Here is a 25,482-nt window from a genome sequence, read left to right as displayed (position 1 = left end):
GGGTTGGGCTATGGGCGCCGGGCGGGGTTGACCGCGTCACGGTTCGTGGCCTGCCCGTTCGGTGTCCCGGGGCATCGGATGTATCGGACCGGCGACCTGGTGCGGTGGGACCGCACCGGGCAACTGGACTACCTCGGACGCGCCGACGACCAGATCAAACTCCGCGGCTACCGCATCGAACTCGGCGAGGTGCGTTCGCAACTGGCCGAGCTGCCCGGAGTGGAGCAGGCGGTGGTGATCGCCCGCGAGGACCGTCCCGGCGACAGGAGGCTGGTCGGTTACGTCACCGGGACGGTTGATCCCGCGCAGGCCCGCGCCGCGCTGGCCGAGCGCCTGCCGGCCTACATGGTGCCGGCAGCGATCGTGGCCCTCACCGAGCTGCCGCTGACGCCCAACGGCAAGCTCGACAGCCGCGCCCTGCCGGCGCCCGAATATCAAGACGCCGAATCCTACCGCGCCCCAACGGGTTCCGCCGAGGAGGCCCTCGCGGGCATCTACGCCCACGTCCTGGGGCTCGACCGGGTCGGCGTCGACGAGTCCTTCTTCGACCTCGGGGGCGACAGCATCCTCACCATGCAGGTGGTGGCCCGCGCCCGCGCAGCCGGCCTGCTCGTCCGGCCGCGCGACATCTTCGTCGAGCAGACCGTCGCCCGGCTGGCAAAGGTGACCCGGTGCGCCGGCGCCGCGGACGCCGCGACCGACGACGGGGTCGGCGAGGTGCCGCTCACGCCCATCATCCGGTGGCTGCACGGCGTGCACCGCGCCGGCGGGGCCGTCGAACAGTTCAACCAGACCGTGGTGCTCGATGCCCCGGCCGGGGCCACCGAGGCCGACGCCGCGGCGCTGCTGCAGACGCTGCTGGATCGGCACGCCATGCTGCGGCTGAGGGTCGACGAGGATGACACCGGGGATTGGTCACTGAGGGTGCCCGAGCCGGGTTCGGTGGACGCGGCCGGCCTGATGGCGTCGGACACGTTGTCCGATGCGGCGCTGCTCCAGGCGCGTTCGCGGCTGGACCCGAGCACCGGCGCGGTGGTGCGCGCGCTCTGGGACGCAGGCGCCGGCCGCCTGGCGTTGATCGTGCACCACCTCGCGGTCGACGGGGTCTCGTGGCGGATACTGCTCGACGACCTCAACACCGTCTGGGCGCAACGCCGCAGTGGCGACGAGGCGGCGATGCCGCCCACGGGCACCTCGTTCCGGCGGTGGGCGTCCCGGCTGGCCGAGCACGCGCGGGACCCCCTCGTCGCCAACAACATTCCCGCGTGGCGCCGCATCCTTGCGGTGCCCGCCGCCCTGCCGGCGGTGCGCCCCGAGGCCGACACGTTCGCCTCGGCCGGCCACCTGACCATGTCGCTGGACGCCGAGACGACCGGCCTCCTACTCGGCGAGGCCCCGGCGGCCTTTCACGCCGGGATCAACGACATCCTGCTGGCCGCGTTCGCGTTGGCCTGCAACGAATTCCTCGGCAACCCCGGCACACCGATCGGCATCGACGTCGAGGGCCACGGCCGAGACGAGGGGTTGGCGGCCGACATCGACCTCTCCCGCACCGTCGGATGGTTCACCGCCAAATACCCGGTGGCGCTGTCGATAACGCCCGTGGACTGGGCGCGGGTGGCCGCCGCCGCGGCGGCGCTGGGCGCCGCGGTCAAGGACATCAAGGAACAGCTGCGCGCTCACCCCGACGGCCTCACCTACGGCGTGCTGCGCTATCTCGACGCCGACTCGGGGCTGGCCGGTTCCGACCCGCCGATCGGGTTCAACTACCTGGGCCGCCTGGGCAGCCCCCACGACGCCGATGCCGACGCCTGGCGCATGGCCGCCCAAACCGCCAGCTCCACAACCGGTTTGGCCATGCCGCTGATGCACACCGTGGAGGTCAACGCCGTCACCGTCGACACCACGTCCGGACCGCACCTGCACGCCAATTGGATCTGGGCCCCCTCGGCACTCGACGGCGACCGGGTGGCGCGGCTCGGCCGGTTGTGGTTCGAGGCGTTGCGCGGCATCTGCGCACACGTGCGGCACGGCGGGGGAGGTCTCACCCCGTCCGACATCGCGCCCGCCCGCCTCAGCCAGCGCCAGATCGACGAACTGGAGACGCGGCATCCGATCGCGGACATCCTGCCCCTCGCGCCGCTGCAACAGGGCATGCTGTTCCACACCGACACCGCCGGCGATTCGGATGTGTATGCGGTGCAGATCGATATCGCCGTCGCCGGTCCGCTCGACGCCGAGCGCCTGCGCAGGGCCGTGGAGTCGACGATCACCCGGCACCCCCACCTGGCGGCCCGCTTCCCCGGCGGATTCGACGAACCGGTGCAGATCGTCCCGCGCCATCCCGCGGCGGCGTGGCGATACCTCGACCTGCGCGACGGGGACCCCGCCGCCGACATCGAACGGCTCAGCGCCGACGAACGCGCCGCCGTTCGCGACCTCGCCGAGGGACCGGCCCTGCGCATCGCCGTCGTCCGCACGGCCGACGAACGGCATCGCCTCGTGTTCACCAATCACCACATCGTGCTCGACGGATGGTCGATGCCCATCCTGCTCCGGGACATCTTCGCCGCCTATCACGGGCAGCGCCTGCCCGCGGCGATCCCGTACCGCAGGTTCCTCGCCTGGCTCGCCGGCCGCGACCGGGAGGCCGCCCGCGTGGCCTGGCGGGAGGCGCTGGACGGATTCGAAGCCCCCACGCTGGTCGGCCCGCCGGACCGGTTGGGCCTGGGCCTGCGCGCTGTCGCATCGGTGCGGGTGCCCGCCGCCACCACGCGGGCGCTGACCGAGCTGGCCCGCTCCCGACACACGACGGTCAACGTCGCGCTGCGGGGCGCGTGGGCCCTGTTGCTGACGTGGCTGACCGGCCGTCACGACATCGCCTTCGGCGCAACGGTTTCCGGCAGGCCCGCCGAGGTGGCGGGCGCCGAGTCGATGGTCGGCCTGCTCATCAACACCGTTGCGGTGCGCGCACGCCTCACCCCGCACACCACCACGGCGGACCTGCTCGACCAGCTGCGCGACGCCCACCACCACACGCTCGACCACGAACACCTGGCGCTGGGCGAGATCCACCGCATCAGCGGCCACGAGCGGCTGTTCGACACCCTCTTCGTCTACGAGAACTACCCGATCGACAACGGCCTCGCGCTGGGCGACCCGCAGCTCGTGGTCACCGACGTCGCCGTCCGGGACCGCACCCATTACCCGCTCGTGCTGCAGGCCGCCCCCGGCGCCGAGGAACTGGCGCTCCGCGTCGAATACCGCACCGACCTGTTCGACGCGGCGGCCATCGCCGCGCTGGCAGGCCGACTCGAGCGCCTGCTCGACGCGATGACGGCCGAGCCCGCGCGGCCGGTGTCGTCGATGGACCCGCTCGACGCCGGCGAGCGCGCCCGGCTGGACGGCTGGGGCAACCGGGCGGCCCTGGCCCGGCCCGCCGCGGGCGGCGCGTCGATCCCGGCGCTGTGGGCCGCCGAGGCGGCGCGCGCCCCGGACGCCGAGGCGCTGAGCTTCGGCGACCTGTCCATCACGTACCGCGAGGTTGACGCGGCTTCCGACCGGCTGGCACACCGGCTGGCCGCAAGCGGCGCCGGCCCGGGAAGCATTGTCGCGCTCATGTTTCCACGCTCCGCCCAGGCCATCGTCGCGATCCTCGGGGTGCTCAAGGCCGGCGCGGCCTACCTGCCTATCGACCCGGCGCAACCCGCGCCGCGGACGGACTTCCTGCTCGCCGACGCCGCACCCGTCGCCGCCGTCACCACGGCGGCCCTGCGCTCCCGCCTCGACGAACGCGGCATGGTGGTCATCGACGCGGACGACCACGCCATCCCCACCCAGCCGCCGGGACCCCTTCCCGTGCCGGCCCCCGACGACATCGCCTACGTGATCTACACCTCCGGCACCACCGGCGCGCCCAAAGGCGTTGCCGTGAGCCATCGCAACGTCACCCGGTTCGTGGCGGCGCTGCACGCGCACGTGCCGCGCAGGGCAACCTGGGCGAACTGCCACTCCTACGCCTTCGACGCCTCGGTCGAGGAGATCTTCGGTGCGCTGCTGGGCGGCGGCCGGCTGGTGGTGGTGCCCGAGCAGGTGGCCGCCTGTCCGGACGACCTGCACCGGCTGGTCCGCGCCGAGAACGTCGACGTCCTGAGCCAGACGCCGTCGGCCGCGGCGATGCTGTCGCCCAGGGACATTGGGCCGGTCACGCTGCTGGTGGGCGGGGAGCCCTGCCCCGCCGACGTGGTGGACCGCTGGGCGCCGGGCCGCGTCATGATCAACACCTACGGCCCCACCGAGACGACGGTGGACGCGACGATCAGCGCTCCGCTGCAACCGGATTCGGCTGCGCCGCCCATCGGCTCCCCGGTCTCGGGCACCGCGCTGTTCGTGCTCGACGAGTGGCTGCGCCCCGTGCCGCCGGGTGTCGTCGGCGAGCTGTACGTGGCCGGCGCGGGCGTGGGCACCGGGTACTTGCGCCGGTCCGCCCTGACGGCGTCCAGGTTCGTCGCCTGCCCGTTCGGCGGTACGGGCGGGCGCATGTACCGCACCGGCGACCTCGTGCGGTGGCGCCCCGACGGGCAGCTGGACTACCTGGGCCGGGCCGACGACCAGGTCCAGATCCGCGGGTACCGCGTCGAGTGCGGCGAAATCGCCGCGGCCCTGGGCCAATTGCCCGGTGTGCGGCAGGCGGCGGTGATCGCCCGCGAGGACCGGCCCGGCGACAAGCGTCTGGTCGGCTACATCACCGGCACGGCGGACCCGGCCGACCTGCGGGCCCGGCTGACCGAGAGCCTGCCGTCGTACATGGTGCCGGCCGCGGTGGTGGCGTTGCCCGAGCTGCCGCTGACCGTCGGCGGCAAGCTCGACCGCCGCGCGCTGCCCGCCCCGGGGTATGGGGACGGCGAACGCTACCGGGCGCCGAGCGGCCTTACGGAGGAAACCCTGGCCGCCGCCTACGCCGAGGTGCTTGGGCTCGACCGCGTGGGGGCCGACGACTCGTTCTTCGACCTCGGCGGTGACAGCATCTCGGCCATGCGGCTGGCCGCGGCGGTCAACGCGAGGCTGGGCGCCGCGCTTCCCGTGCGCGCCCTGATCGACGCCCCGACCGTCCGCGGCCTGGCGCGGTGGCTGGGAAGCGCCGGATGCGAGCATGATTCGCGGTTTGCCGCCGTGCACGGGGATGGCGCCACCGAGGTGCGCGCCGCCGACCTCACGCTGGATAAGTTCATCGACGCCCCGACGCTCGCCGGCGCCCCCGCGCTGCCCCGCCCGGGCGCCGAGGTGCGGACGGTCCTGCTGACCGGCGCCACCGGCTTCGTTGGGCGCTACCTGGCGCTCGAGTTGCTCGAACGCATGGAGTTGCTCGACGGCACGCTGATCTGCCTGGTGCGCGCCGACTCCGACGATGAGGCCCGGCGCCGCCTCGAGACGACCTTCGAGGGCGGCGATCCTCAAATGTGGCGGCGCTTCGAGGAACTCGCCGCCGACCATCTCGAGGTCATCGCCGGTGACAAGGCCGCCGCCGGCCTGGGTCTGGACGAGCGGACGTGGCAGCGACTGGCCGACACCGTCGACCTGATCGTCGACACGGCCGCCGTCGTCAACGCGGTCCTGCCCTACCGTGAGCTGTTCGCGCCCAACGTGGCCGGTACCGCCGAGCTGATCCGTGTCGCCCTCACCGCGAGGCTCAAGCGCTTCGCCTACGTGTCGACGGCCGACGTCGGCGCCCAGGTCGAGCCGTCCGCGTTCACCGAGGACGCCGACATCCGGTCGATCAGCCCGCGCCGCACACTGAACGCCAGCCTGGCCAACGGCTACGGCACCAGCAAATGGGCCGGCGAGGTGTTGCTCCGCGAGGCCAACGACCTGTGCGGCCTGGAGGTTTCGGTGTTCCGCTGCGGGACCGTCCTGCCCGACGCCACCCACGCCGGTCAGGTCAACGCATCGGACACCGCGACCCGCGTGATCCTCAGCCTGGTCGCCACGGGGCTGGCGCCCCGCTCCTTCTACCGGCTCGACGAGGCCGGCAACCGCCGGCGCGCCCACTTCGACGCCCTGCCGGTTGATTTCGTCGCCGAGGCGATCGTCACGCTGAGCGCGCCGGGGGCGACACCGTCGTCGGCGGGCTTTTCGACCTACCACGTGATGAACCCCCACGACGACGGGATCGGGCTCGACGAGTACGTCGACTGGCTGATCGAGGCGGGCCACCCGATCCGCCGCATCGACGACTTCGGCGAGTGGTTGCGGCGCTTCGAGTCCGCCCTGGACGCCCTGCCGGACCGCCAGCGCCGGCACTCGGTGGCGCAGATGCTGCGGCTTCTCGATACCGCGCGGATCGCCCCCGCCGAACCGGCGCGCGGCGCCTACGCCCCGACCGACCGATTCCGCGCCGCGGTAAAAGAGGCGAAAATTGGCCCCGACAAGAACGATCCGGACATCCCGCACGTCTCCGCCGGCATGATCCTCGCCTACATCACCGACCTGCACCGGCTCGGACTGCTCTGATGAACGTCCTCAACCTGCTTCGCGCGCACTGGAAGTCGATGACCGCCGCCATGTCGCTGCTCGGCATCGCCACCGCGCTCACCCTGCTGCAGCCGCTGCTGGCCGGCCGGATCGTCGACCGTGCGGCCGCCGGCGCACCGATCCTGGCGCCCGCGCTGCTGCTGGCGGGCATGCTCGTCGGGCAGTTCCTGCTCGACGGGCTGGCGCATTTCGAGCTCGACCGGACCGGCGAGAAGATCGTGCTGGAACTGCGCGACCTGTTCACCAATCACGTTGTGCGGCTGCCGATCGGGCTGCTGGACCGCGGCCGCACCGGCGGGCTTTTGGCCCGTGGGACCAGCGACGCCGGGCTGGTGCGCGAGACGCCGCGCGCCGTTGCCGACGTCGTGTTCGGGACGGTGACCCTGATCGGCGCGAGCGTGCTCATGCTCGCCATCGACCCGGTGACCGTCGGCGTCGTGGTGTCGCTCCTGGCGGTCGCGTTCGCCCTCGGCGGGCCGTTCCTGTCGCGGATCCAGCGGGCGTCGGTCGAGCGCCAGGCCGCCCTGGGCGACTACACGGCGGGTCTGGACCGCGCGCTGGGGGCCGCGCGCACCGTCAAGCTGTTCGGCGCCGAGGACCGCGAGGCGAAATCCATTCATCACAGCGCGCGTGCCGCCTACCAAGCCGGCGTCCGCATGGCGTTGTCGGCCGCCGTCGACACGTCCCTCATCCGCCTGGGGGTCACCGGCGCGTTCCTGGCGATCATGATCATCGACGGCCGACGCGTCGCCGCCGGGGACCTGCCCGTCGGGCAATTCGTCAGCCTGTTCGCCTTCGGCATGTACGCGATCTTCCCGGTCACCGCGGGCATCGCCGCCCTCAACGGCCTGCGGGCGTCGGCCGGCGCCTACGAGCACCTCTCCGCCACCCTGCGCGACCTCCCCGAGGGCGATCCACCCACCTTCGTGGTCCACCAAGGCGGTGATCGACCCCAAAGCTCCTCCATGCTGGTCGAATTCGAACACGTGTCGTTCTCCTACGGCGAGCGCCCCGTCCTCGACGACGTCTCCTTCAGCCTCGCCCCGGATCAGGTCACCGCGCTGATCGGGCCGTCAGGCGCGGGCAAGTCGACAATCCTGGCCCTGCTCTGCCGCTTTCACGACCCGGCCACCGGATCGGTGCGCTGGGAGGGCCGCGACGTGCGCGGCATCCCGCTGCGCGACCTGCGTGGCCGGCTCGGGCTCCTGGAGCAGGACGCGCCGGTGCTGCACGGCACGATTCGCGACAACCTGCTGATCGCCGATCCGGACGCCACCGACGACGACCTGTGGCTCGTGCTCCAACAGGCGAACATCGCCGACGAGATCGCATGTCTCCCCGGACAACTCGACGCCCCGGTGCTCGAACGCGGGCGCGGCCTGTCCGGTGGTCAGCGGCAGCGCCTGGCCCTGGCCCGCGCCTTCCTGTCGCGCTCACAGCTGATTCTGATGGACGAGCCCACCGCCCACCTCGACCGCGCCAACGAGTACGACGTCATGACCAACCTGATGCGGGCCCGGGGCCGGCGCAGCGTCCTCGTGGTGGCCCACCGCCTGTCCACCGTCACCCACGCCGATCAGATCCTGGTGCTGCAGGACGGGCGGATCCGCGCGACCGGCACCCACACCGAACTGCTGCGCATGCCCGTCTACCGCGAGCTGATCGAGCACGAACTAACCCCGCGCTAGCGACTGTCGAAGGAGTCTCGTGCTGTCCGGAATCGCCCGGCTCGCGATCGCCGCGCCGCGCCGCGTCGTCGCGGTGGCGGTCCTCGTCCTGGTTGCCGCCGCGGTCTTCGGCATTCCCGTGGTGAAGGCGCTGTCCGGGGGTGGGCAGCTCGATCCCAACTCTCAATCCTCGCGCGCCGACGCCGTATTGGCCGACAAATTCGACCAGGGCGGGGCGGGTTTGCTGATCACGGTGACCTCCGACGGCGGCGCGCTGGGCCCCAGGGCGCGGGCCGTCGGCTCCGACGTCGTTGCGCGCCTGCAGAAAACGCCCGGCGTGCGGGACGTGCTGTCCCCGTGGACGCTGCCGCCGGGGGACGCCGCACGCCTGGTGAGCAAGGACGGGAAGACCGGGCTGGTCACCGCCACCCTCGCCGGCGGCGATGCCGACGCCCAGGCCACCGCCGAGCGGGTGGCCGGCCAGCTGCCCCGCGACCGGGACGGCGTCGCCGTGCGCGCGGGCGGCGACGCCATCGTCAACCAACAGGTCAACGAGCAGACTCAGCGTGACCTGCTGTTCATGGAATCGCTTGCGCTGCCGCTGAGTTTCGTCGTGCTGGTATGGATCTTCGGCGGTCTCGTCGCCGCCGCGCTGCCGGTGGCCGTCGGGGTGTTCGCCATCCTGGGCGCCCTCGCGTCGTTGCGACTGATCACGCTGTTCACCGACGTGTCGATCTTCGCGCTCAACCTCACCGTCGCGCTGGGCATGGCGCTCGCCGTCGACTACACCCTGCTGATCCTCAGCCGATTTCGCGACGAGTTAGGCCAGGGCCAGACGCGCGAGGCCGCGCTGCTCCGCACGATCGCGACCGCCGGGCGCACCGTGCTGTTCTCGGCCACGACGGTCGCGTTGTCGATGGCGACGCTGGCGATGTTCCCTCAGTACTTCCTGAAATCGTTCGCCTATGCCGGGGTGGCGGTGGTCGCGTTCGCGGCGGTGGCCGCGATCGTCGTCACGCCGGCGGCGGTCGTCCTCCTGGGCGGCCGCCTCGACGCGCTCGACGTGCGCCCGCCGCTGCGCCGGTTCGCCTGGGGGGTGGCGGGCAGACCGGCATCGTTCGACCGGTGGTCATGGTACCGCGGAACGAAAGCCGTTATGCGACGGGCAATCCCGATTGGCGTCGCCGTCACCGCGCTGCTGCTTCTGCTGGGCGCGCCGTTCAGGGACGTGCGGTGGGGTTTTGCCGACGACCGGATACTGCCCACGTCCGCCTCGGCGCGCCAGGTCGGGGACGAGTTGCGCCGCGGCTTCCCGGCCATGGACGTGCCCGACGTGACCGTCGTGCTCCCCGACGCGCGCGGCCTGAGCGCCGCCGACGTGGACGCCTATGCGGCGGCGCTGTCGCGGGTGCCGGACGTCCCGCGGGTGTCGTCGCCCGGCGGCACGTTCACGGGCGGGAAGCGGGTCGGACCGCCGTCGGCGCCCGCCGCGACCAAGGACGGCAGCGCATTCCTGACGGTCGGCAGCACCGCACCGCTGTACTCACCGGCCTCAGCCCGTCAACTCGACCGGCTGCACGCGGTCGCGGTGCCCGCCGGCCGGGCGGTGTGGCTGGCCGGGGCGGCCCAGAGCAACCGCGACAGCGTGGCCGCCATCGGTTCGCGAATTCCCATGGTGCTCACCATCATCGCGGTGATCACCCTCGTCCTCCTGTTCCTCCTGACCGGCAGCGTCGTCCTGCCCGTCAAGGCACTGGCCATGAACGTGTTGTCGCTGAGCGCGGCGTTCGGGGCGCTGGTGTGGGTTTTCCAGGAGGGGCACCTGGGTGGGCTGGGCACCGCGGCCACCGGCACGCTCGGCGTGGAGCTGCCGGTTTTGTTGTTCTGCATCGCCTTTGGCCTGTCCATGGACTACGAGGTGTTCCTGATTTCGCGGATCCGGGAGTACTGGCTGGCCGCCGATCCCGCCGCATCGCGCACGGCGGCCAACGACGAGAGCGTCGCGCTCGGCGTGGCCCACACCGCCCGGGTGATCACGGCCGCGGCGCTGATCATGGTGATCTCGTTCGCCGCGCTGATGGCCGCGCAGGTGTCGTTCATGCGGCTGTTCGGGTTCGGGCTCACGGTCGCCGTGCTGGTCGACGCGACGCTGGTGCGCCTGCTGCTGGTGCCGGCGTTCATGCACGTGCTCGGCGGTGTCAACTGGTGGGCGCCGAAGCCGTTGGCGCGCTTGCACGCCCGGTTCGGGCTGAGCGAGGCGCCGGTCACGCACGCGACGTAGCGCGATCGCCGGTCAACGCCAGCGGGCCCACACGTACGGCACGAGCGCCCTCAGGAAATCGAGGTCGGGGCCCGGATGGGCGCCGGCGAAGGCGTGCTCGAAGTACTCCTCGGCGACGAGGAGAATGCCCTCGGCGTACTCGGTCGTGAAGTCGATACTGCCGTAGGTGTCCATCAATTCGCGGACCGCGCGCACCAGTTCTGGCGATCGGTCAGATCGATTCCGGCGCAGGTAATCACGGACCAGGGCGCGATCGGGGCCGGTCGCGTTCGCCACCAGATGAACGAGGGGAAGGGTGCGCTTTCCCTCGTACAGGTCACCGAGAATCTCCTTCCCGTAGGAGCTTTCATCGCCGACCAGGTTGAGCACGTCGTCGCGGATCTGAAAGGCCGCGCCGAAGTGAAAGCCGAAGCGCACCATGGGCGCGAGGTCGGCCTTGCCGCCGGAACCCACCAGGGCGCCGACCCGCAGCGGGTGGATGGTGGTGTACCAGCACGTCTTGTGCATGATCAGCTCGAGGTAATCCTGTGGCTGCAGGTTCTCGACATTGTCGCGCTGCCATCCGGCCTCGATGGCTTGGCCCTCCAGGGTGCGCAGGGCCATCGTGTCGAACTCCTGCCACACCAGGTCGGCGACATCACCGGGCAGGTGCTTCGTGGCCCTCCGCAGCACCTGGCCGGCCACGAGCGCAAGGCCGTCGCCCGCGTTGAGCGCCGCGGCCATGCCGTGCGTCGCCGCGAGCGTCGGCCGTCCACGACGCATCTCGCTGCCGTCGGCGATGTCGTCGTGGACAAGAAAGGCGTTGTGCAGCAATTCGATTGCCACCGCAATGCCCATGACGGCGTCCGGTTCCGCCCCGAACGCACGGCTCGCCGACAGGCAGAGCGCCGGCCGCAACGCCTTGCCCGGACGCGCCGGGTATTCGCGCATCGGCCCATAGAGCCAATTGACGGGCTCACCGTCCGGCAACGCGTCGAGCATCCCACGGCGCACGACCTTGGCCACCCCCCGCAAATGGTCCTCGACGTCCGAAACCAGGTCCAGCCCGTCGTAGGTGCTGCTCATGGGAGGAGCGGTCTGACGACGAGTTCGATCGGTAGCCAGACGTCGGGATGGCCGTCGGCCAGCAACATCCCCCGGTAACTGCCCGGCGCGACCCGCTCGTCTACGTCGACCTCGACGGTCACGCCCCTGCTGCTGCGCGCCGGCATCGGGACGATGTCCGGCTCGAACCGCATCACCCGCGCGGCGACCACGGTGCCGTCGTGGGACAGCAGGTCGCTGCAGCGCAGCGTGACCTTTCCCATGTCGACGACCCCACGGTTGTGCAACCACACCTCGGCCGTCACCGCACCCGGTGCCACGGCACAAAGCTCCAGCCGGCCGGTCGCCCACCCGGCCGCGAAATCGAGCGCCACCGCTTCCTCCTCGGCCGCTTCGGTCGCGCGACGCGGCGCCGAGACGCGCAGCAACTGGTCGACCAGCGCCCACCACGAGGCGACGAACGGCTCCAGGCCGGTGGCCCCGTAGAGATCCGCCGAGTCGCCGTCGCCCGGAGGCGCGGTCGATTCGTTTCCGGTGAGCCCCGCGGCGGCCATCCGCACGAAACGATCGACGAGTTCGCTGGCGGCCCGAAAGCCTTCCGCCTGAATGGCGCTTAATGCGCGCATGTTGGCCGACGAATTGAACACCGAAGACCACGGAGGGTCGCTGTTCACGCCGTCTGCGTGCCCGTTCAAAGGAGCCCGCTACCTCTCGGCTTGCACACGCAATTTGGTCTGCACCACGGTATAGTAACTGCGCATCCGACATGAGGAGGCGCAATGTCGACGCTCCGGGCAATACTGCAAATTCAAGGTTGTCTGGACCGCGCCGTCGTCGAGACTCAAAACGCCCGGGTCATGGAAGTCGCCGACGCATTCCTGCCGGGCACCTCCGCCAACGCGGACTGGTACCGCGAGATCCAGGCGTTCTTCCTCCCCCGGGGAATCAATGGTGACGGCGAGCCGCCGCCCCCTCCGGATACCATTTCGGCACTCGAAGAGATCCGATCCGACGGGTCGAACGGTCGGCGTCCGACCGCGCCGGAGTCATCGCGCTTCATCTACGGCCTCGGCGCCGCAGTCCATTTGATCAACGAGTTGCCGGACGTCCAATTGCCGATTTCCAATCCATTCCAGGTGGATCGACGGTCCATTCTCGCCGAAGTATTTGCGCTCACCGGCGGAAAGGAATTAGGTCTGCAGACGGCACTATTTTCGACCGACGAGTTGGACCGTGTCCAGAGCCTCTTCATCGAACAGTTCAAGAGCTGGCGGGACTGGCCCATCGTCAGTAGGGAACTGGTGCAACTCGGCGTCCTGGCGTTCGACTCCGATTCGGTGCCGCTGTGCAACGCCGCGGTGATCAACTACAAGGGCATCGAGGCGGTGGTCGTCGATGCGAAGTTGAGGTCGAAATACGTGTCGCTCAACGACCTCGCGGCTGTCGTAGACCCTCGCAACTGGAGCGCCGACGGCCCGAGCTTCTTCTGCAGCATGGTCGACGAGGGACCACGGCCCGACCACTGGCACAAGGTGCTGGAGACCGTGGGGTACTGCGATATCAACGAGGCGATAAGTCCGCGACTGGTCACCATGCTGAAGTTTCACAAGCTCACCGTCCAAGGCTCGGCCACCCATCAGCACCTGCTGGACTACGACCTCAACGACCCCGTGCCCGACCCCAAGGGCGACGGAAAGATCGACGTCGACAACGGCTTCATCGACATGCAGACCGAGCAAAACGGGGACCCCAACCAGCCGCCCGTGCTCGTGCGGGTCCGAAAGGTCTGCCACATCAACGGCTTGCGGCCATATACGCAGAAGATGCTCGTCTGCATCATGGGTTACGCGGCCGCTGTCGAGAAGATGCTCTTCGGCTCGGCCAGACAGCACAATCCGAACTTCTCATACGTGCCGTGGGACGATTCAGGGGGCGGGCAGTCGGGCGGGGGATCTCAACAGCAGGGCGGACAGGCAGGACAACAGCCGCCGCCGGACAACTCGGTCGCGTCCACGGCCATCTCCATGGTGGCCGACTGCGTCAAAGATCTGGCGGCCAAGCAATACGACCTCACCGACAAGTGGCTGGCGGGCCAGTTGACCGTCGCCGACCTGGCGCAGTACAGCGCCGACGTCGGCGCCCGGATCGCCAGTGACCCGTGGAAGTTCATCCAGGCGATCAGCCAACCCAAAGGAGGCGGCAAGTGACCACTCCTCCCACGCCGCCGGCGCCGCCTGTTTCGGCCGCCCAGCAATTCGTCGATCAGGTCTCTCAGCTCTGGGTGGATGCCGCCGAAAAGAGCGACTCTCCAGAGGGATTGGGCATCGACGGCCGAATTGCCCTGGTGCACAGGCTCTGCGACCTGTCCGTGAAGGGTTGGGTGGCCCTTGTTCAGTTCGCCATTCGGTATCCGCTCATACCCGCCGCACCGTCGGTTTCCGCCAAGCCGCTGCCGTCCGAGCCGATCACCGTCCCCGCGGCCGCCCCCTACGTGCGGCAGCTCGCAGCCAAGGGGCCGTTTGAGCGAGTCGGCATGGCCAACGTCAAGATTCCCGTGTCGGCGATCGGGTTCGACCCGCCCTTCCTGCCAGCAGGTATCACGCAGTTCCAGATCGTGCTCAAAGACGACAACTACATCGGGCACAACTACCAGGGCACAGTGCTGGTGAGCACCCAGACGGGTGCGCCGGAAGAGATTTCGGTGTACGTCGGACTGTGAACGACCAGCAAGCTCACCCGTCGATCGACGACTTGCTTGACCGGGCCGTTCGCGCGATAAACCGCGGCGACCGGAAGACGGCCGACGCGCTGGCCGGCCAGGTGCTTGCCGTGGACGACGGCAACCCGGACGCCGAGGAACTACTCGCCGCGCCGGGCGAGAGCGGTGAGATCAGGCGGCTGACAATACTTTTCGCGGATTTGGTCGATTCGACTGCGCTGTCGACCCGAATCGAACTCGAGGTCTACCGCACCGTGGTCGGCCGGTACCGCGACGAGGTGATCCGCATCGTCAACGACTTCGAGGGACACATCGCGTCGACCAAGGGTGACGGATTGATGGCCGTGTTCGGTCATCCCACGGCTCATGAAAACGACGCGGACAGAGCGGTTCACGCCGGCCTCGAGATCGTCAGGGCGATCAACGCGCTCAGCGAACGGGTGCATGCGCGCTTCGGATTCCCCATCAGCGTGCGCGTGGGCATCCACCGGGGACTGGTGTATCTCGATGTCATTCAGGACGACGTCTACGGGCTGGGCGCCAACGTCGCCGCGCGGGTGTGCAGCATCGCGGGAGCGGGAACGGTCGCCGTTTCTCAGCCCATCGAACGGGTGGTCCACGACTCGTTCGAATTCGTCGCGAATCCGCCGCAGGCGGTGAAGGGCGTGGCCGAGCCGATCCTCACCTATCGCGTCGTCGGCGAACGCGACGTCGAGACCGGCGCGGCCGGACCTCTGGTGGGCCGTGAGTGCGAACTGGCGCATCTGGAACGAAGCTGGGCTCTTGCCAAGGAGGGCGCGCTGGCCTCGCCGGGCGTCGCGTTCGTCGGCGAGGGCGGAATCGGCAAGACGCGCCTGGCTCACGTGGCCGTCGAAATGGCTCGGCGGGACGGCGCCGTGGTACTCGGCATGTTCGGTTCGCCGTTTCACTCCGACGTTGGTCTGCGTCCCCTCCGCCGGCTGCTGGAACGCCGGTGCGGCATCCAGCGGGACTCCGATCCCGCCGAGCGGCTCCGCAAGCTGGAAGCGGAGGTGACGCAGCGCGGGCTCGACGCGGAAGTGGCCGTCCCGCTGCTGGCCCCGGTGCTGGGCATCGACCCCGAGAGCGGCTACCGGTCCGTGCGGGCGCAGGGCCCTACGCTGTATAGCCGAATCGCCGGCGCGATCCGCGACTACCTGATGGCGTGCCTGAGCCCGGGGCCGGCGCTCGTCTTCGTCGACGACGTCCACTGGTTCGACGAGGACACCGTCGAGGTGGTCCAGACGCTGCTCCGTCAGGCCGGCGGCCGGCTGATGGTCGTGATGACCGGGCGCACGCTTCCGGCGTTGCCGGACAACACCGCGGTGTTCGAGATCAAAGCGCTCAGTGACGCGGACACCGAGAAGCTCGTTCAGGCACTGCATCCCGAGCTCGATCTCCGGGCGCGCAGCGAAGTGCAGAAGCGTTGTGACGGCATCCCGCTGTACATCGAAGAGGTGGTGGCAAAGCTCAAGGAGCAGCCATCGGATGCCGGCCAGTCCGCTCAGGTGCCGGATACGCTCTACGAAGCCCTCTTCGCGAGACTGCGATCCGCGAAAGCCACCCTTCCCGTCGTTGAAGCGGCCGCGCTCATCGGAAGCCGCTTTGATCCTGTGTTGCTCTCCTCCGTGGTCCACGTCGACGGGCGCGAGATCGACGACGTGCTCGAGGAATTGAGGCGCGGGCATGTCCTCGAGCCGATCGGCTCGGGCAACTGGCGGTTTCACCACGAGCTTCTGCGCGAGGTCGCGGCCGAGGTCTCACCGCCCACCGTTCGCCGTCGGCTGCACAGCCGGATCGCCGACGCGCTGATCGCCGCCTCGGCCGACGCGAATCCCGAATGGTCCCTTGTCGCGCGTCATTTTGAATCGGCGGACCGATTCGAGGAGGCGGCTCGAGCCCACCAGAAGGCTTCGGCGAATGCGCAGCGCCGGGGCGCCCTCAACGAGGCGCGGACCTGTCTGGACCGCGCGCTGGCCAATGTCGAGCGGAGTCCGGCGGGCCGGTCGCGCGACAAACGTGAGATCGCGATACGGCTCGAGGCGGGCCTCCTCGCATCGGTGGCACAGGGCCACGCGAGCGCCGACGCGGCAGCGGAGTTCGAGCGCTGCCTGGAGCTCGTCGGGCCGGATTCGATCACGGAACTGTACGCCGCCTTGAGTGCGCTGTGGATCTACTACACCGCCCGCGGCGACCTGCGGAGGGGCACCCGGCTGGCCGAGACGCTGCAGGCGAAGTTCGCCGACGTCCCCGGAGTCAACTTGGGCACCGACACCCTCATGGGAATCCTGGCCGGTTTCCGAGGCGACTTTTACGACGCCAGGGAAACGCTGGAACGGGCGACGGCCGACACGGACGAGGCGCCCACGGGCGAGATCCGCACCTACTACGGGCCCAACGACCCGGCGGGCGGGAACCTTTCGTTCCTTGCGTTCGTCCGGTTCATCCAGGGCGATTTGCCGGGAGCCGACGCCGCCCTCCGCCAGATGGAAGCCAGGAGCCGTGCCGTCGGCTTCCCGCAGGGCGCGTTCAGTCTGTGTTACGGGCGGTCGATCGAAGCGTTGATCCGCGCCGAGGCGGGGGAGCCGCAGCGCTGCGTCGAGGTGGCCACGGAACTCATGGCGCTGGCGCAGCAACACAACTTCGACGAGTGGTTGATGGTCGGCTGGAGCGAGGATTGCGTCGGAAAGGCGTTGTCGGCCATCGCGGCACCGGAAACGACGCCCGCGGCATTGGTGCCACACGTGGAGGCCATGAGGGGCGTGGCGCAGGCCTGGCGCACGTTCGAGGTCAAGACCTTCCTCGCGTTCTACGACGGCGTGCTGGCCCGCGTGCTGATCGCCGCTGGCGACAAAGAGGCGGCCCGTGCGTGCGTGGACGGCGCGTTGGCCATGGGTCAGGAGACGCTCATCCAGTTCTACGATGCCGAGTTGTTGCGTCTGCGGGCGCACACCATCGACGACGTCGAGCAACGGCATCGACACTTTCGTGACGCGATCGAGCTGGCGCGTAGCCAGGGCGCACACATCTTTGAATTGCGTTCGGCCGCAGACGATTTCGAACTCGTCGGGGAGGCGGCGCGGGCAGCCCTGCTCGAGGCCGCCGGTCGGATTCCCTGCGACCAGGCGTGGCCGGACCTGGTTCGCGCGCGGGCGTTGCTGGGGTGACGAGAACACGGGGCCGCGTTGCCATCCTCGGTGGCGGCATGGCCGGGCTGAGTGCGGCGTGGCGTCTGAGCGAGGGGGCCTGGCGCGACCGCTTCGACTCCATCACCGTCTACCAGCGCGGCTGGCGCGTCGGGGGTAAGGGTGCGTCGAGCCGGGGGCCGAACGGGCGCATCGAAGAGCATGGCCTGCACGTGTGGATGGGTTCGTACGACAACGCCTTCGCGCTCCTTCGGGAGTGCTACGCCGAACTCGATCGCGCGAACACCGATCCCGAGGCGCCGATCCGGACGTGGGATCAGGCGTTCATTCCGTCGGACAGCCTCGGCATCGCCGACCGCTTCGGCGAGGAGTGGTTGGTGTGGCCAGGCACGCTCGGTCGCAACGACGAGCTGCCCGGCGAACCGAACGCAACCGGCCGCGAGCTGACGGCCATCGACTTCCTGCGGCGCGCGCTTCAGTTGGTGCTCGACTTCGCCGACTCGCTGCCGACGCCCGACGGCGATGCCCAGAACCGCCCGGACCCCGGCGGCTCGACGGCGGAGTGGCTTCAGGTGGTGCGGTGGGGAACGCTGGCGATGCTGGCCGCATTGACCAAACCCATTGCCCCCGAATCGATCCCGTCCGTCGGCCTGAACCATGTGCTCGATGCGATTCGCGAGGCGCTCGACTACGAGCGCCGGCCCGATCACCGGCGCTTCTGGCTGTTCCTCTCGCTGGTGACGGCGACCGCACGGGGAATCGTCTCGGACAACCTCGTCACCGATCCGCGCGGCTTCCGCGCCATCAACGACGAGGACTTCTGCGCATGGGTGCTTCGCCACGAAGCACATCCCGACGTGGTCGACTTCCCCCTGGTGCGGGGTATGTACGACATGGTCTTCGGCTACGAGGAGGGCGACGCCGACCGGCCGGCGCTGGCGGCGGGCGTGGCGTTGCTGCTCACCGGAATCGCTTTCTTCCAGTACAAAGGCGCGTTTTTCTGGAAGATGACGGCCGGCATGGGCGACGTCGTCATCGCGCCGCTGTACCAGGCGTTGCGCAGGCGCGGCGTCCGCTTCGAGTTCTTTCACCGTGTCGACGCCCTCCACCTCGACGACCGCCGCCAGGCGGTCGGGGCCATAACCATCGGTCGTCAGGCCCGGCTTGCCGAGGGCGTGGACGAGTATCACCCGTTGATCCGCATCGGCGGGCTTCCCGTCTTCCCGGACCGGCCGCTGGCCGACCAACTGGACGGACCCGCTCGCGGGGACCTGGAGTCACACTTCGGCGAGCGTGACGACGTCGAAACCCTCGTGCTGCGCAGGGGTGTCGACTTCGACCACGTCGTGCTGGCGACGTCGCTCGCCATGGTGGAAGTCATCACCGGCGAACTGAGCGCCGACAGCCCGCAGTGGCACGACATGGTGACGCAACTGCGGACCGTCGCCACCCAGGCTTTCCAGCTGTGGCTGCGGCCCGACGAAACGACGCTGGGATGGCACCGACCCGGCGTCACGACCAGCGGCTACGTCGCCCCCTTCGACACCTGGGCGTCCATGCCGCAGACCCTGTGGGCCGAGCAGTGGCCACCCGTCGACAGCCCGGGCACCGTCGCCTACTTCTGCGGAGCACTGAATGCGTTGTGGCCCAACACCGAGAGCACTGAAGACTACGTGGAACACTGCCGCGAGAAGGTGTTCACCGAGGCGGTCGCCTATCTGGACAAGCACGTCGGGCTCTACCTGCCCGGCGCGGTCACCGAGCATGGCTTCGCCTGGCACCTCCTCGTCGGCGCCAACGGTCACCGTGGCGCGGCGGCCCTTAAGACTCAGCACGTCAGCGTCAACATCGACCCCTCGGATCGGTATGTCCAGTCGGTGCCCGGATCCGACAAGTATCGATTGCGGTCGGACGAAAGCGGCTACGACAATCTGGTGCTGGCCGGCGACTGGACCGATTCCGGCGTCAACGCCGGATGCATCGAGGCCGCCGTCATCTCCGGCCTGCAGGCGGCCAACGCCCTGGTCGGCCGCGGCCACCGGTACCGCATCCGCGGCTTCTATCAGCCCTGACCCGTCAGCCGAGCCGCCTGACATGCACCGGGACACCCACGGCGGCAAGCCTTTCCAGCAGCACGTCACCCATCGCCGAAACCGGTGTCAACACCCCGTATCGGTCGGGCAGCCGCTCCCGGTCGCATGCCAGCCCGAGCGCGCTCTCGCCGAGCATCACCGCCGTGGCGGCGTAGCCCGGGTCAGCGTCTTGGGCCATCGAGGCGACGTAGCGGGCCCCGCTCGTGGTGGTCGCGTAGGTCTCCACCCGGTAGCGGCCGCCCGGTGCACCCTCGTTGTTCGCCCGCGAGAACACGCTCCTCACCATCCGCGGCGGAAACATCCGCAGATAGGGACCGCCAAGCCTGGAGGCTCCGGTGATGGTCGCATTGGTCATCGCCGCCATCGCCGGCGCGACGGCTGACGAGCCCATGCTCGCCGTCTCCCGATAGCGGAACCGGCGGCCGTACGCCCACTCCAACAACGCATTGGTGCGCCGGACGCACCGGGTGTTGTAGAGCCCCATCAAGTACCCGCTGGTCCACAACCCGGTCAGCTCCGGGGCGAGCTCTTCGCCTCTGTGCAACGACACGTCCGGCTCTGGCCCGAGGTCCGGCTCGGCGGGGCGATCGGGACTGAGGCTGTACGGGTCGTCGAGAAGCCGTCGCGTCTTCGGGTCGCCCGATCCGGCCCGCATCAACTCCAGCATCGTGTCGACGGTGCCCCGGGAGAAGCCGAGCGCGTAGTTCGCCACGCGCAAAACCATTGTGGTGTCGGCCAATTCGCCGGTGCCGTCGGCCACCACCCGTCGGTGCAACGCGTACACCGACAGGTCCGACGGGATGGAGTCGAACCCGCAGGAGTGCACGATCCGGGCGCCGCTCTCGACCGACTGGTGGTGATGGGTGTCGATGGTGCGTCGGACGAACGGCACCTCCGCGGCCAGGTCCACGTAGTCGGTTCCGGCCGCGCACGCGGCGACAACCGGCAGCCCGTGGGCCTCATACGGACCCACCGCGCTGATCAGCACGCGGGTGCGGGCGGCGAGCCGACTGAGGACCGCGGCATCGCCGGTGTCGGTGGCGATGACTGGCCAGTCGCGGGCGGCCTCGGGCAGATCGTCTCGCAGGGCGTGGAGCCGAGCTTCGGAACGGCCGGCCAAGCCGACGCGGGCCCCGGTGTGAGCCAGGTAGCGGGCCGTCAGCCTGCCGACGGAACCGGTCGCGCCGTAGAGCACGATGTCGAGGTCACGCTGCTCCGCGCGCATGGTCGTCAACGCTACGCGACCAGCGCTCGAGCACTCGGCTGATTGGCGTGATGAGGCGGCGATACCTTGTTAGGCCAGGCTTAGTTTATTGTCGAGGTCGGGCCGCGCACAACGCTGTCGCACGAAGGAGCTCCCATAGTGACCGAGACAACCACGCCAGTGGCGGACGCATTCGACGATTCGTCCCGACCGGCGCCTCGCCGCGGCGGCTGGATGCGCTGGGGACTGCTGGCGGTGTGGGGTCCGGGCCTGGTGGTCATGCTCGCCGACACCGACGCGGGCTCGCTCATCACCGCCTCGCAGTCCGGCGCCCAGTGGGGCTACCGCATGGTGCTGCCGCAGCTGATCCTGATGCCGATCCTCTTCGTCGTGCAGGAGATGACGGTGCGGCTGGGCATCGTCACCAAGCGCGGACACGGGGCGCTCATCCGGGAACGGTTCGGCCGTGGCTGGGCGTGGCTGTCGGCGTTCACCCTGTTCGCGTCGTCGATCGGCGCGCTGCTCACCGAGTTCGCCGGTGTCGCGGGGGTGGGTGAGCTCTTCGGCGTCTCGCGCTGGGTGAGCATCCCGGTCGCGACCACGGCGCTGCTGGCACTCGCGCTGACCGGCAGCTACCGGCGCGTGGAACGCATCGGCCTCGTGATCGGCGCGGCCGAGCTGGCGTTCCTCGTCGCGATGGTGATGGCGCGTCCCGAGCCCAAAGCCTTTGTGGAGGGTCTGAAGTCGATGCCCCTGGGCAACTCGTCGTACCTGCTGCTGGTCGCCGCCAACGTCGGCGCGGTCATCATGCCGTGGATGGTCTTCTATCAGCAGGGCGCCGTGGTCGACAAGCACCTGTCCGTGGCCACCATTCGCGCCGCCCGGCATGACACCGCGACAGGCGCGGTGCTCACCCAGCTGATCATGATCGCGGTCGTGGTCACCATGGCCTCGACGGTCGGCAAGCACAACGGCCCCGACGGCGGGGAGGCGCTGCAGACCGTGGGGGAGATCTCGCGCTCGCTCACGCCGTACCTCGGCCACGTCGGCGGCACGGTGTTGTTCGGCCTGGGGATGCTCGGGGCGGCGCTCGTCGCCGCGATCGTCGCGTCACTGGCCGGCGCCTGGGGGCTCTCGGAGGTCTTCGGCTGGAAGCACACGCTCAACGAGCGGCCCAACCGCGCCACCGCCAAGTTCTACATCACCTACGGGCTGGCGCACATCATCGGCGCCGCGCTCGTGCTGTCCAGCGTCGACCTGGTGAACCTCGCCGTCGACGTCGAGGTCATGAACGCCTTGCTGCTGCCCATCGTGCTGGGTTTGCTGCTGGCGCTCGAGGCCCGGGCCCTGCCCGAACAGTGGCGCATGCGGGGGGTGCACAAGTACGTCACCTGGACCCTGTGCATGGTGGTGATGGGCTTCGGGCTGTACATGGTTCCGCAGGCCCTCGGCTGGACCTGAATGATCTAGTCGCGCGGCCTGTGCGCCGGATAGGCGTGCACGAGCGCGCTGTCGAGTTTCGGCACCGCTCGCGTCAGTTCGTGTTCGGCGTCGTGGGCGAGGCGGTGCGCTTCCTCCAGGCTCGTCGCGGGATCGATGTCGAGTTCGGCGTCGGCGTGCAGGCGGTGCCCGATCCACCGCATCCGGATGCTGCGCACGCTGCGGACGCCGGGCCGGGCGGCCAGCACGGCTTCCGCGGTATCGACGAGTGCGGGATCCACAGCGTCCATCAGCCGGCGGAAGATGTCGCGCACGGCGCCCCGCAGCACGGCCAGGATCGCGACCGTGATGATCAGGCCGACGATGGGGTCGGCCAGCGGGTAGCCGAGGGCGACGCCGCCGGCCCCGAAAAGCACGGCGAGCGAGGTGAATCCGTCGGTACGCGCGTGTAGGCCGTCGGCGACCAGGGCGGCCGAGCCGATCCGCCGGCCGATCCGGATCCGGTAGACGGCGACGACTTCGTTGCCGAGGAAGCCGATCAAGCCTGCGGCGGCGACCCAGGCCACGTGGTCGATGGTGACAGGGTTAATCAGTCGCACGATGGCTTCGTAGCCGGCGACGATCGCCGACAGCGCGATCATCCCGATGACGAACAAGCCGGCGACGTCCTCGGCGCGCCCGTAGCCGTAGGTGTAGCGCCGGGTCGGCGGTCGGTTGGCCACGGCGAACGCGATCCAGAGCGGCACGGCGGTCAGGGCGTCGGAGAAGTTGTGGATGGTGTCGGCGGCCAGGGCGATCGATCCCGAGACCACGGCGATGACGACTTGCACGGCCGCCGTCGCGCCCAGCCCGATCAGGCTGATCTTGACCGCCCGGATGCCGACCGCGCTGGAGGTCAGGGCGGAGTCGACACTGTCGGCGGCGTCGTGGCTGTGCGGAACGAACACGTGCGCGACGATGCCGCGAATTCCGCGGGGGTGGTCGTGTCCGTGGTCGTGGGAGTGCCCGTGATCATGGTCATGGTCATGCCGGTGACCGTGATGGCGATTACCTGCATGCATACGCAGATAATAATTTACTTCGGGTCGGCGGGAAACCTGACGGTGATCTCGGCGCCGCCGCCGACCTGATTGGCTGCGTCGACGGTCCCGTGATTGCGCTGCGTCAGAGTGTCGACGATCGCCAGTCCGAGCCCGGTTCCCTCCGCGGTCCGTGCGTCGTCGGCCCGGGTGAATCGCCGGAAGGCGTGCGGGAGGAAGTCGGGCGGGAACCCGGGACCCTTGTCGGTCACTCGAATTTCCACGTGATCTGCGGTGGTCCCGACGCGGATGGTGATCGGCGGGGCGCCGTGCTGAGCTGCGTTGTCGATAAGGTTGCCGACGATCCTGTCGATGTCGTCGGCCTCGACCCGGACGAATTGGCCTGCCGGGCAATCGATGCCGAGCTGCCCGTCGAGCATGGGGCGGTAGCGCTCGCCGATCTCCCGCAGGCGGGTGGCCAGGTCGATGGTCGGCGGCTCGTCCGTGCGGCCGGTGTCCGCGACCGTGAGCAGGTCGCGCGTCAGTCGGGTTAGCCGAGTGGTTTCCTGCAGGGCCGAACGCACCGCGGCGACCAGTTCGGGATTGCTTCGCGGGTGCCGCAGCGCGAGTTCCAGTTCGGTGGTCAACAGGCTCAGCGGTGTGCGGAGTTCGTGTCCCGCGTCGACCACGAACTGACGTTCGCGCTCCAGCGCGTCTTGCAGCCGCTCCAACAGTTCATTGAAGGTCATTCCCAGAGAATGGATTTCGTCGCGGGCCGGTGGAAGGGGCAAGCGGGCGTGCGCGTCGCCGGCGCTGATCCCGGCAGCGCGGGCACGCATGCGTTCGACCGGCCGAAGGGCGGCTGCCGCTAGGAGGTAGGCGCCGACGGCGCTGGCCAACAACAGGATCGGGAAACTGACGGCCAGCTCGTCGCGCAGGCCCGCGACCGCGGCATCGCGATCGGCGAGGCTCTGGGCCGCCACGACGACGCGTCCGCCGGGCGCCGGGCCCGCCGCCACCCGCACCGGGCCCTCCATCGTGCCCAGGCCGGCCCGATCGGCGACCACCTGGCCGCGCCGGGCGGTGTCCAGCTCCAAGGGTGACAGCGCCGGCCGCCCGGCGAGATTCGAGGTCGCGGTCAGCACCTGGCCGCTGGCGGCGACGATCTGTTGGGCGGTGTCGGGGTCGCCCCCGGCGAGCAGAGGATCGTCGTCGGCTGCGATCGGGCGCAGGTTGGCCAACTGGGTGATCAGTGACTCGGTGATCGCCGCATCGAGCGATTTTCTGGTGTGGTCGACGGTGAGGGCGGCAACGCCCAACAGCACCACCGCCATCACGGCGGTGAAGGCGGCGGCGAGCCTGAGCCGGATCGGCCAGCGGCGCGTCATCGGCCCGCTTCCCCGTGCGCGCCGCCGTCCGTGCGCATCCGGTAGCCGATGCCGCGGACGGTTTCGATGGAGCGCACCCCGAACGGCCGGTCGATCTTGTCGCGCAGCGCGCGGATGTGCACGTCGATGACGTTGGAGCGTGACTCGTAGGCGAAGTCCCAGCAGTGTTCCACCAGGAGCTCCCGCGTCAGCACCGTGCCGGGCCGGCGCATCAGCAGTTCGAGCAGCGCGAATTCCTTTGTCGTAAGGGCGATTTCGTTCTCACCGCGCCAGCATCTGCGGCTGGCGGGATCCGCGCGGAGCGCGCCGGCGGTCAACACCGTCGGTCGCGGTGTCGGCCCGCGGCGGATCAGCGATCTCAGCCGGGCGAAGAGCTCGTCGAGGTGAAACGGCTTGGTGAGGTAGTCGTCGGCACCGCCGTCGAGTCCGGCGACGTGGTCGACGACGGCGCCCCGGGCGGTGAGCATCAGCACCGGCACCCAGTTCTGCCGGCTGCGCCATTTTCGACAGATCTCGAAGCCCGACATTCCCGGCAGCATGACGTCCAGGACGATCGCGTCGTAGTCGTAGACCGTGGCGGCGTGGTAGCCGCTGGGGCCGTCGGGCGCGACGTCGACGGCGTAGCCGTCCTCGATCAAACCGCGGCGCAGTAGACCGGCCATCTTGGGCTCGTCCTCGACCACCAGCACACGCACGGTTGCCACCACCCTCTCCGCGCTCCGGCCCCGCCCCACTCCATCATCTCCTGTGAGCCGGCGTAAAGCAGGTGTAGCCGGCGTCGATGAAGCCACGATGAGGTCGCCGGGGGCGGATTCATACGGTCAGTGCAACATCCGTTGTTTTGAGGAGTTGCCATGCCGAGTGGTTATCCGTTTTCGAGGGCGGTGCGGCGAGAGTTTTTGGATCTGGTGTGCCAAGGCATGCCGGTGATT

14 protein-coding genes are annotated in these 25,482 nt (G+C 69.6%); 8 read left to right on the top strand and 6 right to left on the bottom strand.

The features are described from left to right. The 3 genes from GPY60_RS23390 to GPY60_RS23380 all read left to right on the top strand — a co-directional run. Positions 1-6,510: non-ribosomal peptide synthetase (locus GPY60_RS23390; protein ID WP_156690080.1), on the top strand; the 6,510-nt coding region annotated here is incomplete at its 5' end. Next, a complete protein-coding gene (locus GPY60_RS23385) occupies positions 6,510-8,219 on the top strand; it encodes an ABC transporter ATP-binding protein (RefSeq protein ID WP_156690079.1) in 1,710 nt (569 codons plus the stop codon). The genes GPY60_RS23390 and GPY60_RS23385, both read left to right, overlap by 1 nt. Before the next feature lie 19 nt (positions 8,220-8,238). Beyond that, positions 8,239-10,479, top strand: a complete 2,241-nt coding sequence (locus GPY60_RS23380) for an MMPL family transporter (protein ID WP_156690078.1) — start codon at positions 8,239-8,241, stop codon at positions 10,477-10,479. A gap of 12 nt (positions 10,480-10,491) precedes the next feature. On the opposite strand, the gene GPY60_RS23375 is transcribed toward GPY60_RS23380, so the two are convergent. After that, a complete protein-coding gene (locus tag GPY60_RS23375) occupies positions 10,492-11,544 on the bottom strand; it encodes a polyprenyl synthetase family protein (protein WP_156690077.1) in 1,053 nt (350 codons plus the stop codon). Beyond that, entirely contained in the window at positions 11,541-12,197 is a 657-nt protein-coding gene (locus GPY60_RS23370) for a hypothetical protein (RefSeq protein WP_156690076.1), read from the bottom strand. The genes GPY60_RS23375 and GPY60_RS23370 overlap by 4 nt, the downstream gene beginning before the upstream one ends. Positions 12,198-12,380: 183 nt before the next feature. On the opposite strand from GPY60_RS23370, the gene GPY60_RS23365 reads away from it, so the two are divergent. From GPY60_RS23365 to GPY60_RS23350, 4 genes are read left to right on the top strand one after another with little or no spacing between them, the layout of a single operon-like run. Then, positions 12,381-13,730, top strand: a complete 1,350-nt coding sequence (locus tag GPY60_RS23365; RefSeq protein ID WP_156690075.1) for a hypothetical protein — start codon at positions 12,381-12,383, stop codon at positions 13,728-13,730. Beyond that, the gene (locus GPY60_RS23360) at positions 13,727-14,242 is read left to right on the top strand and encodes a hypothetical protein (RefSeq protein ID WP_156690074.1); all 516 of its coding nucleotides are present in this window, start codon (positions 13,727-13,729) and stop codon (positions 14,240-14,242) included. Before GPY60_RS23365 ends, GPY60_RS23360 begins: the two co-directional genes overlap by 4 nt. Then, the gene (locus tag GPY60_RS23355; protein WP_156690073.1) at positions 14,239-17,427 is read left to right on the top strand and encodes an ATP-binding protein; all 3,189 of its coding nucleotides are present in this window, start codon (positions 14,239-14,241) and stop codon (positions 17,425-17,427) included. The genes GPY60_RS23360 and GPY60_RS23355 overlap by 4 nt, the downstream gene beginning before the upstream one ends. After that, the gene (locus GPY60_RS23350) at positions 17,424-19,478 is read left to right on the top strand and encodes an FAD-dependent oxidoreductase (RefSeq protein WP_156690072.1); all 2,055 of its coding nucleotides are present in this window, start codon (positions 17,424-17,426) and stop codon (positions 19,476-19,478) included. The genes GPY60_RS23355 and GPY60_RS23350 overlap by 4 nt, the downstream gene beginning before the upstream one ends. Before the next feature lie 4 nt (positions 19,479-19,482). Here the strand turns inward: GPY60_RS23350 and GPY60_RS23345 are convergent, their stop codons facing one another. Then, on the bottom strand, positions 19,483-20,724 hold the full coding sequence (locus tag GPY60_RS23345) for a saccharopine dehydrogenase family protein (RefSeq protein WP_156690071.1): 1,242 nt from the start codon (positions 20,722-20,724) through the stop codon (positions 19,483-19,485). Between the two features lie 138 nt (positions 20,725-20,862). Between GPY60_RS23345 and GPY60_RS23340 the strand changes: the two genes are divergently transcribed. Beyond that, positions 20,863-22,164 carry an NRAMP family divalent metal transporter gene (locus tag GPY60_RS23340; RefSeq protein WP_156690070.1) on the top strand — a complete coding sequence of 434 codons (1,302 nt, stop codon included), beginning with the start codon at positions 20,863-20,865 and terminating at the stop codon, positions 22,162-22,164. 5 nt (positions 22,165-22,169) lie between these two features. Here the strand turns inward: GPY60_RS23340 and GPY60_RS23335 are convergent, their stop codons facing one another. The 3 genes from GPY60_RS23335 to GPY60_RS23325 are packed head-to-tail and all read right to left on the bottom strand — an operon-like array spanning position 22,170 to position 25,254. Continuing rightward, positions 22,170-23,204 carry a cation diffusion facilitator family transporter gene (locus GPY60_RS23335; RefSeq protein ID WP_156690069.1) on the bottom strand — a complete coding sequence of 345 codons (1,035 nt, stop codon included), beginning with the start codon at positions 23,202-23,204 and terminating at the stop codon, positions 22,170-22,172. A 14-nt stretch (positions 23,205-23,218) separates the two neighbouring features. Continuing rightward, entirely contained in the window at positions 23,219-24,550 is a 1,332-nt protein-coding gene (locus GPY60_RS23330; RefSeq protein ID WP_156690068.1) for an ATP-binding protein, read from the bottom strand. Continuing rightward, positions 24,547-25,254 (bottom strand): response regulator transcription factor, encoded by a 708-nt coding sequence (locus tag GPY60_RS23325; protein ID WP_156690067.1) that lies wholly within the window; start codon positions 25,252-25,254, stop codon positions 24,547-24,549. The genes GPY60_RS23330 and GPY60_RS23325 overlap by 4 nt, the downstream gene beginning before the upstream one ends. Positions 25,255-25,482 lie beyond the last annotated feature (228 nt).

Origin of the sequence: Mycobacterium sp. Marseille-P9652, assembly GCF_902652685.1 — a bacterium.
In the GTDB taxonomy this organism is placed as follows: domain Bacteria; phylum Actinomycetota; class Actinomycetes; order Mycobacteriales; family Mycobacteriaceae; genus Mycobacterium.
This window is presented reverse-complemented; position numbering and strand designations above follow the sequence as displayed.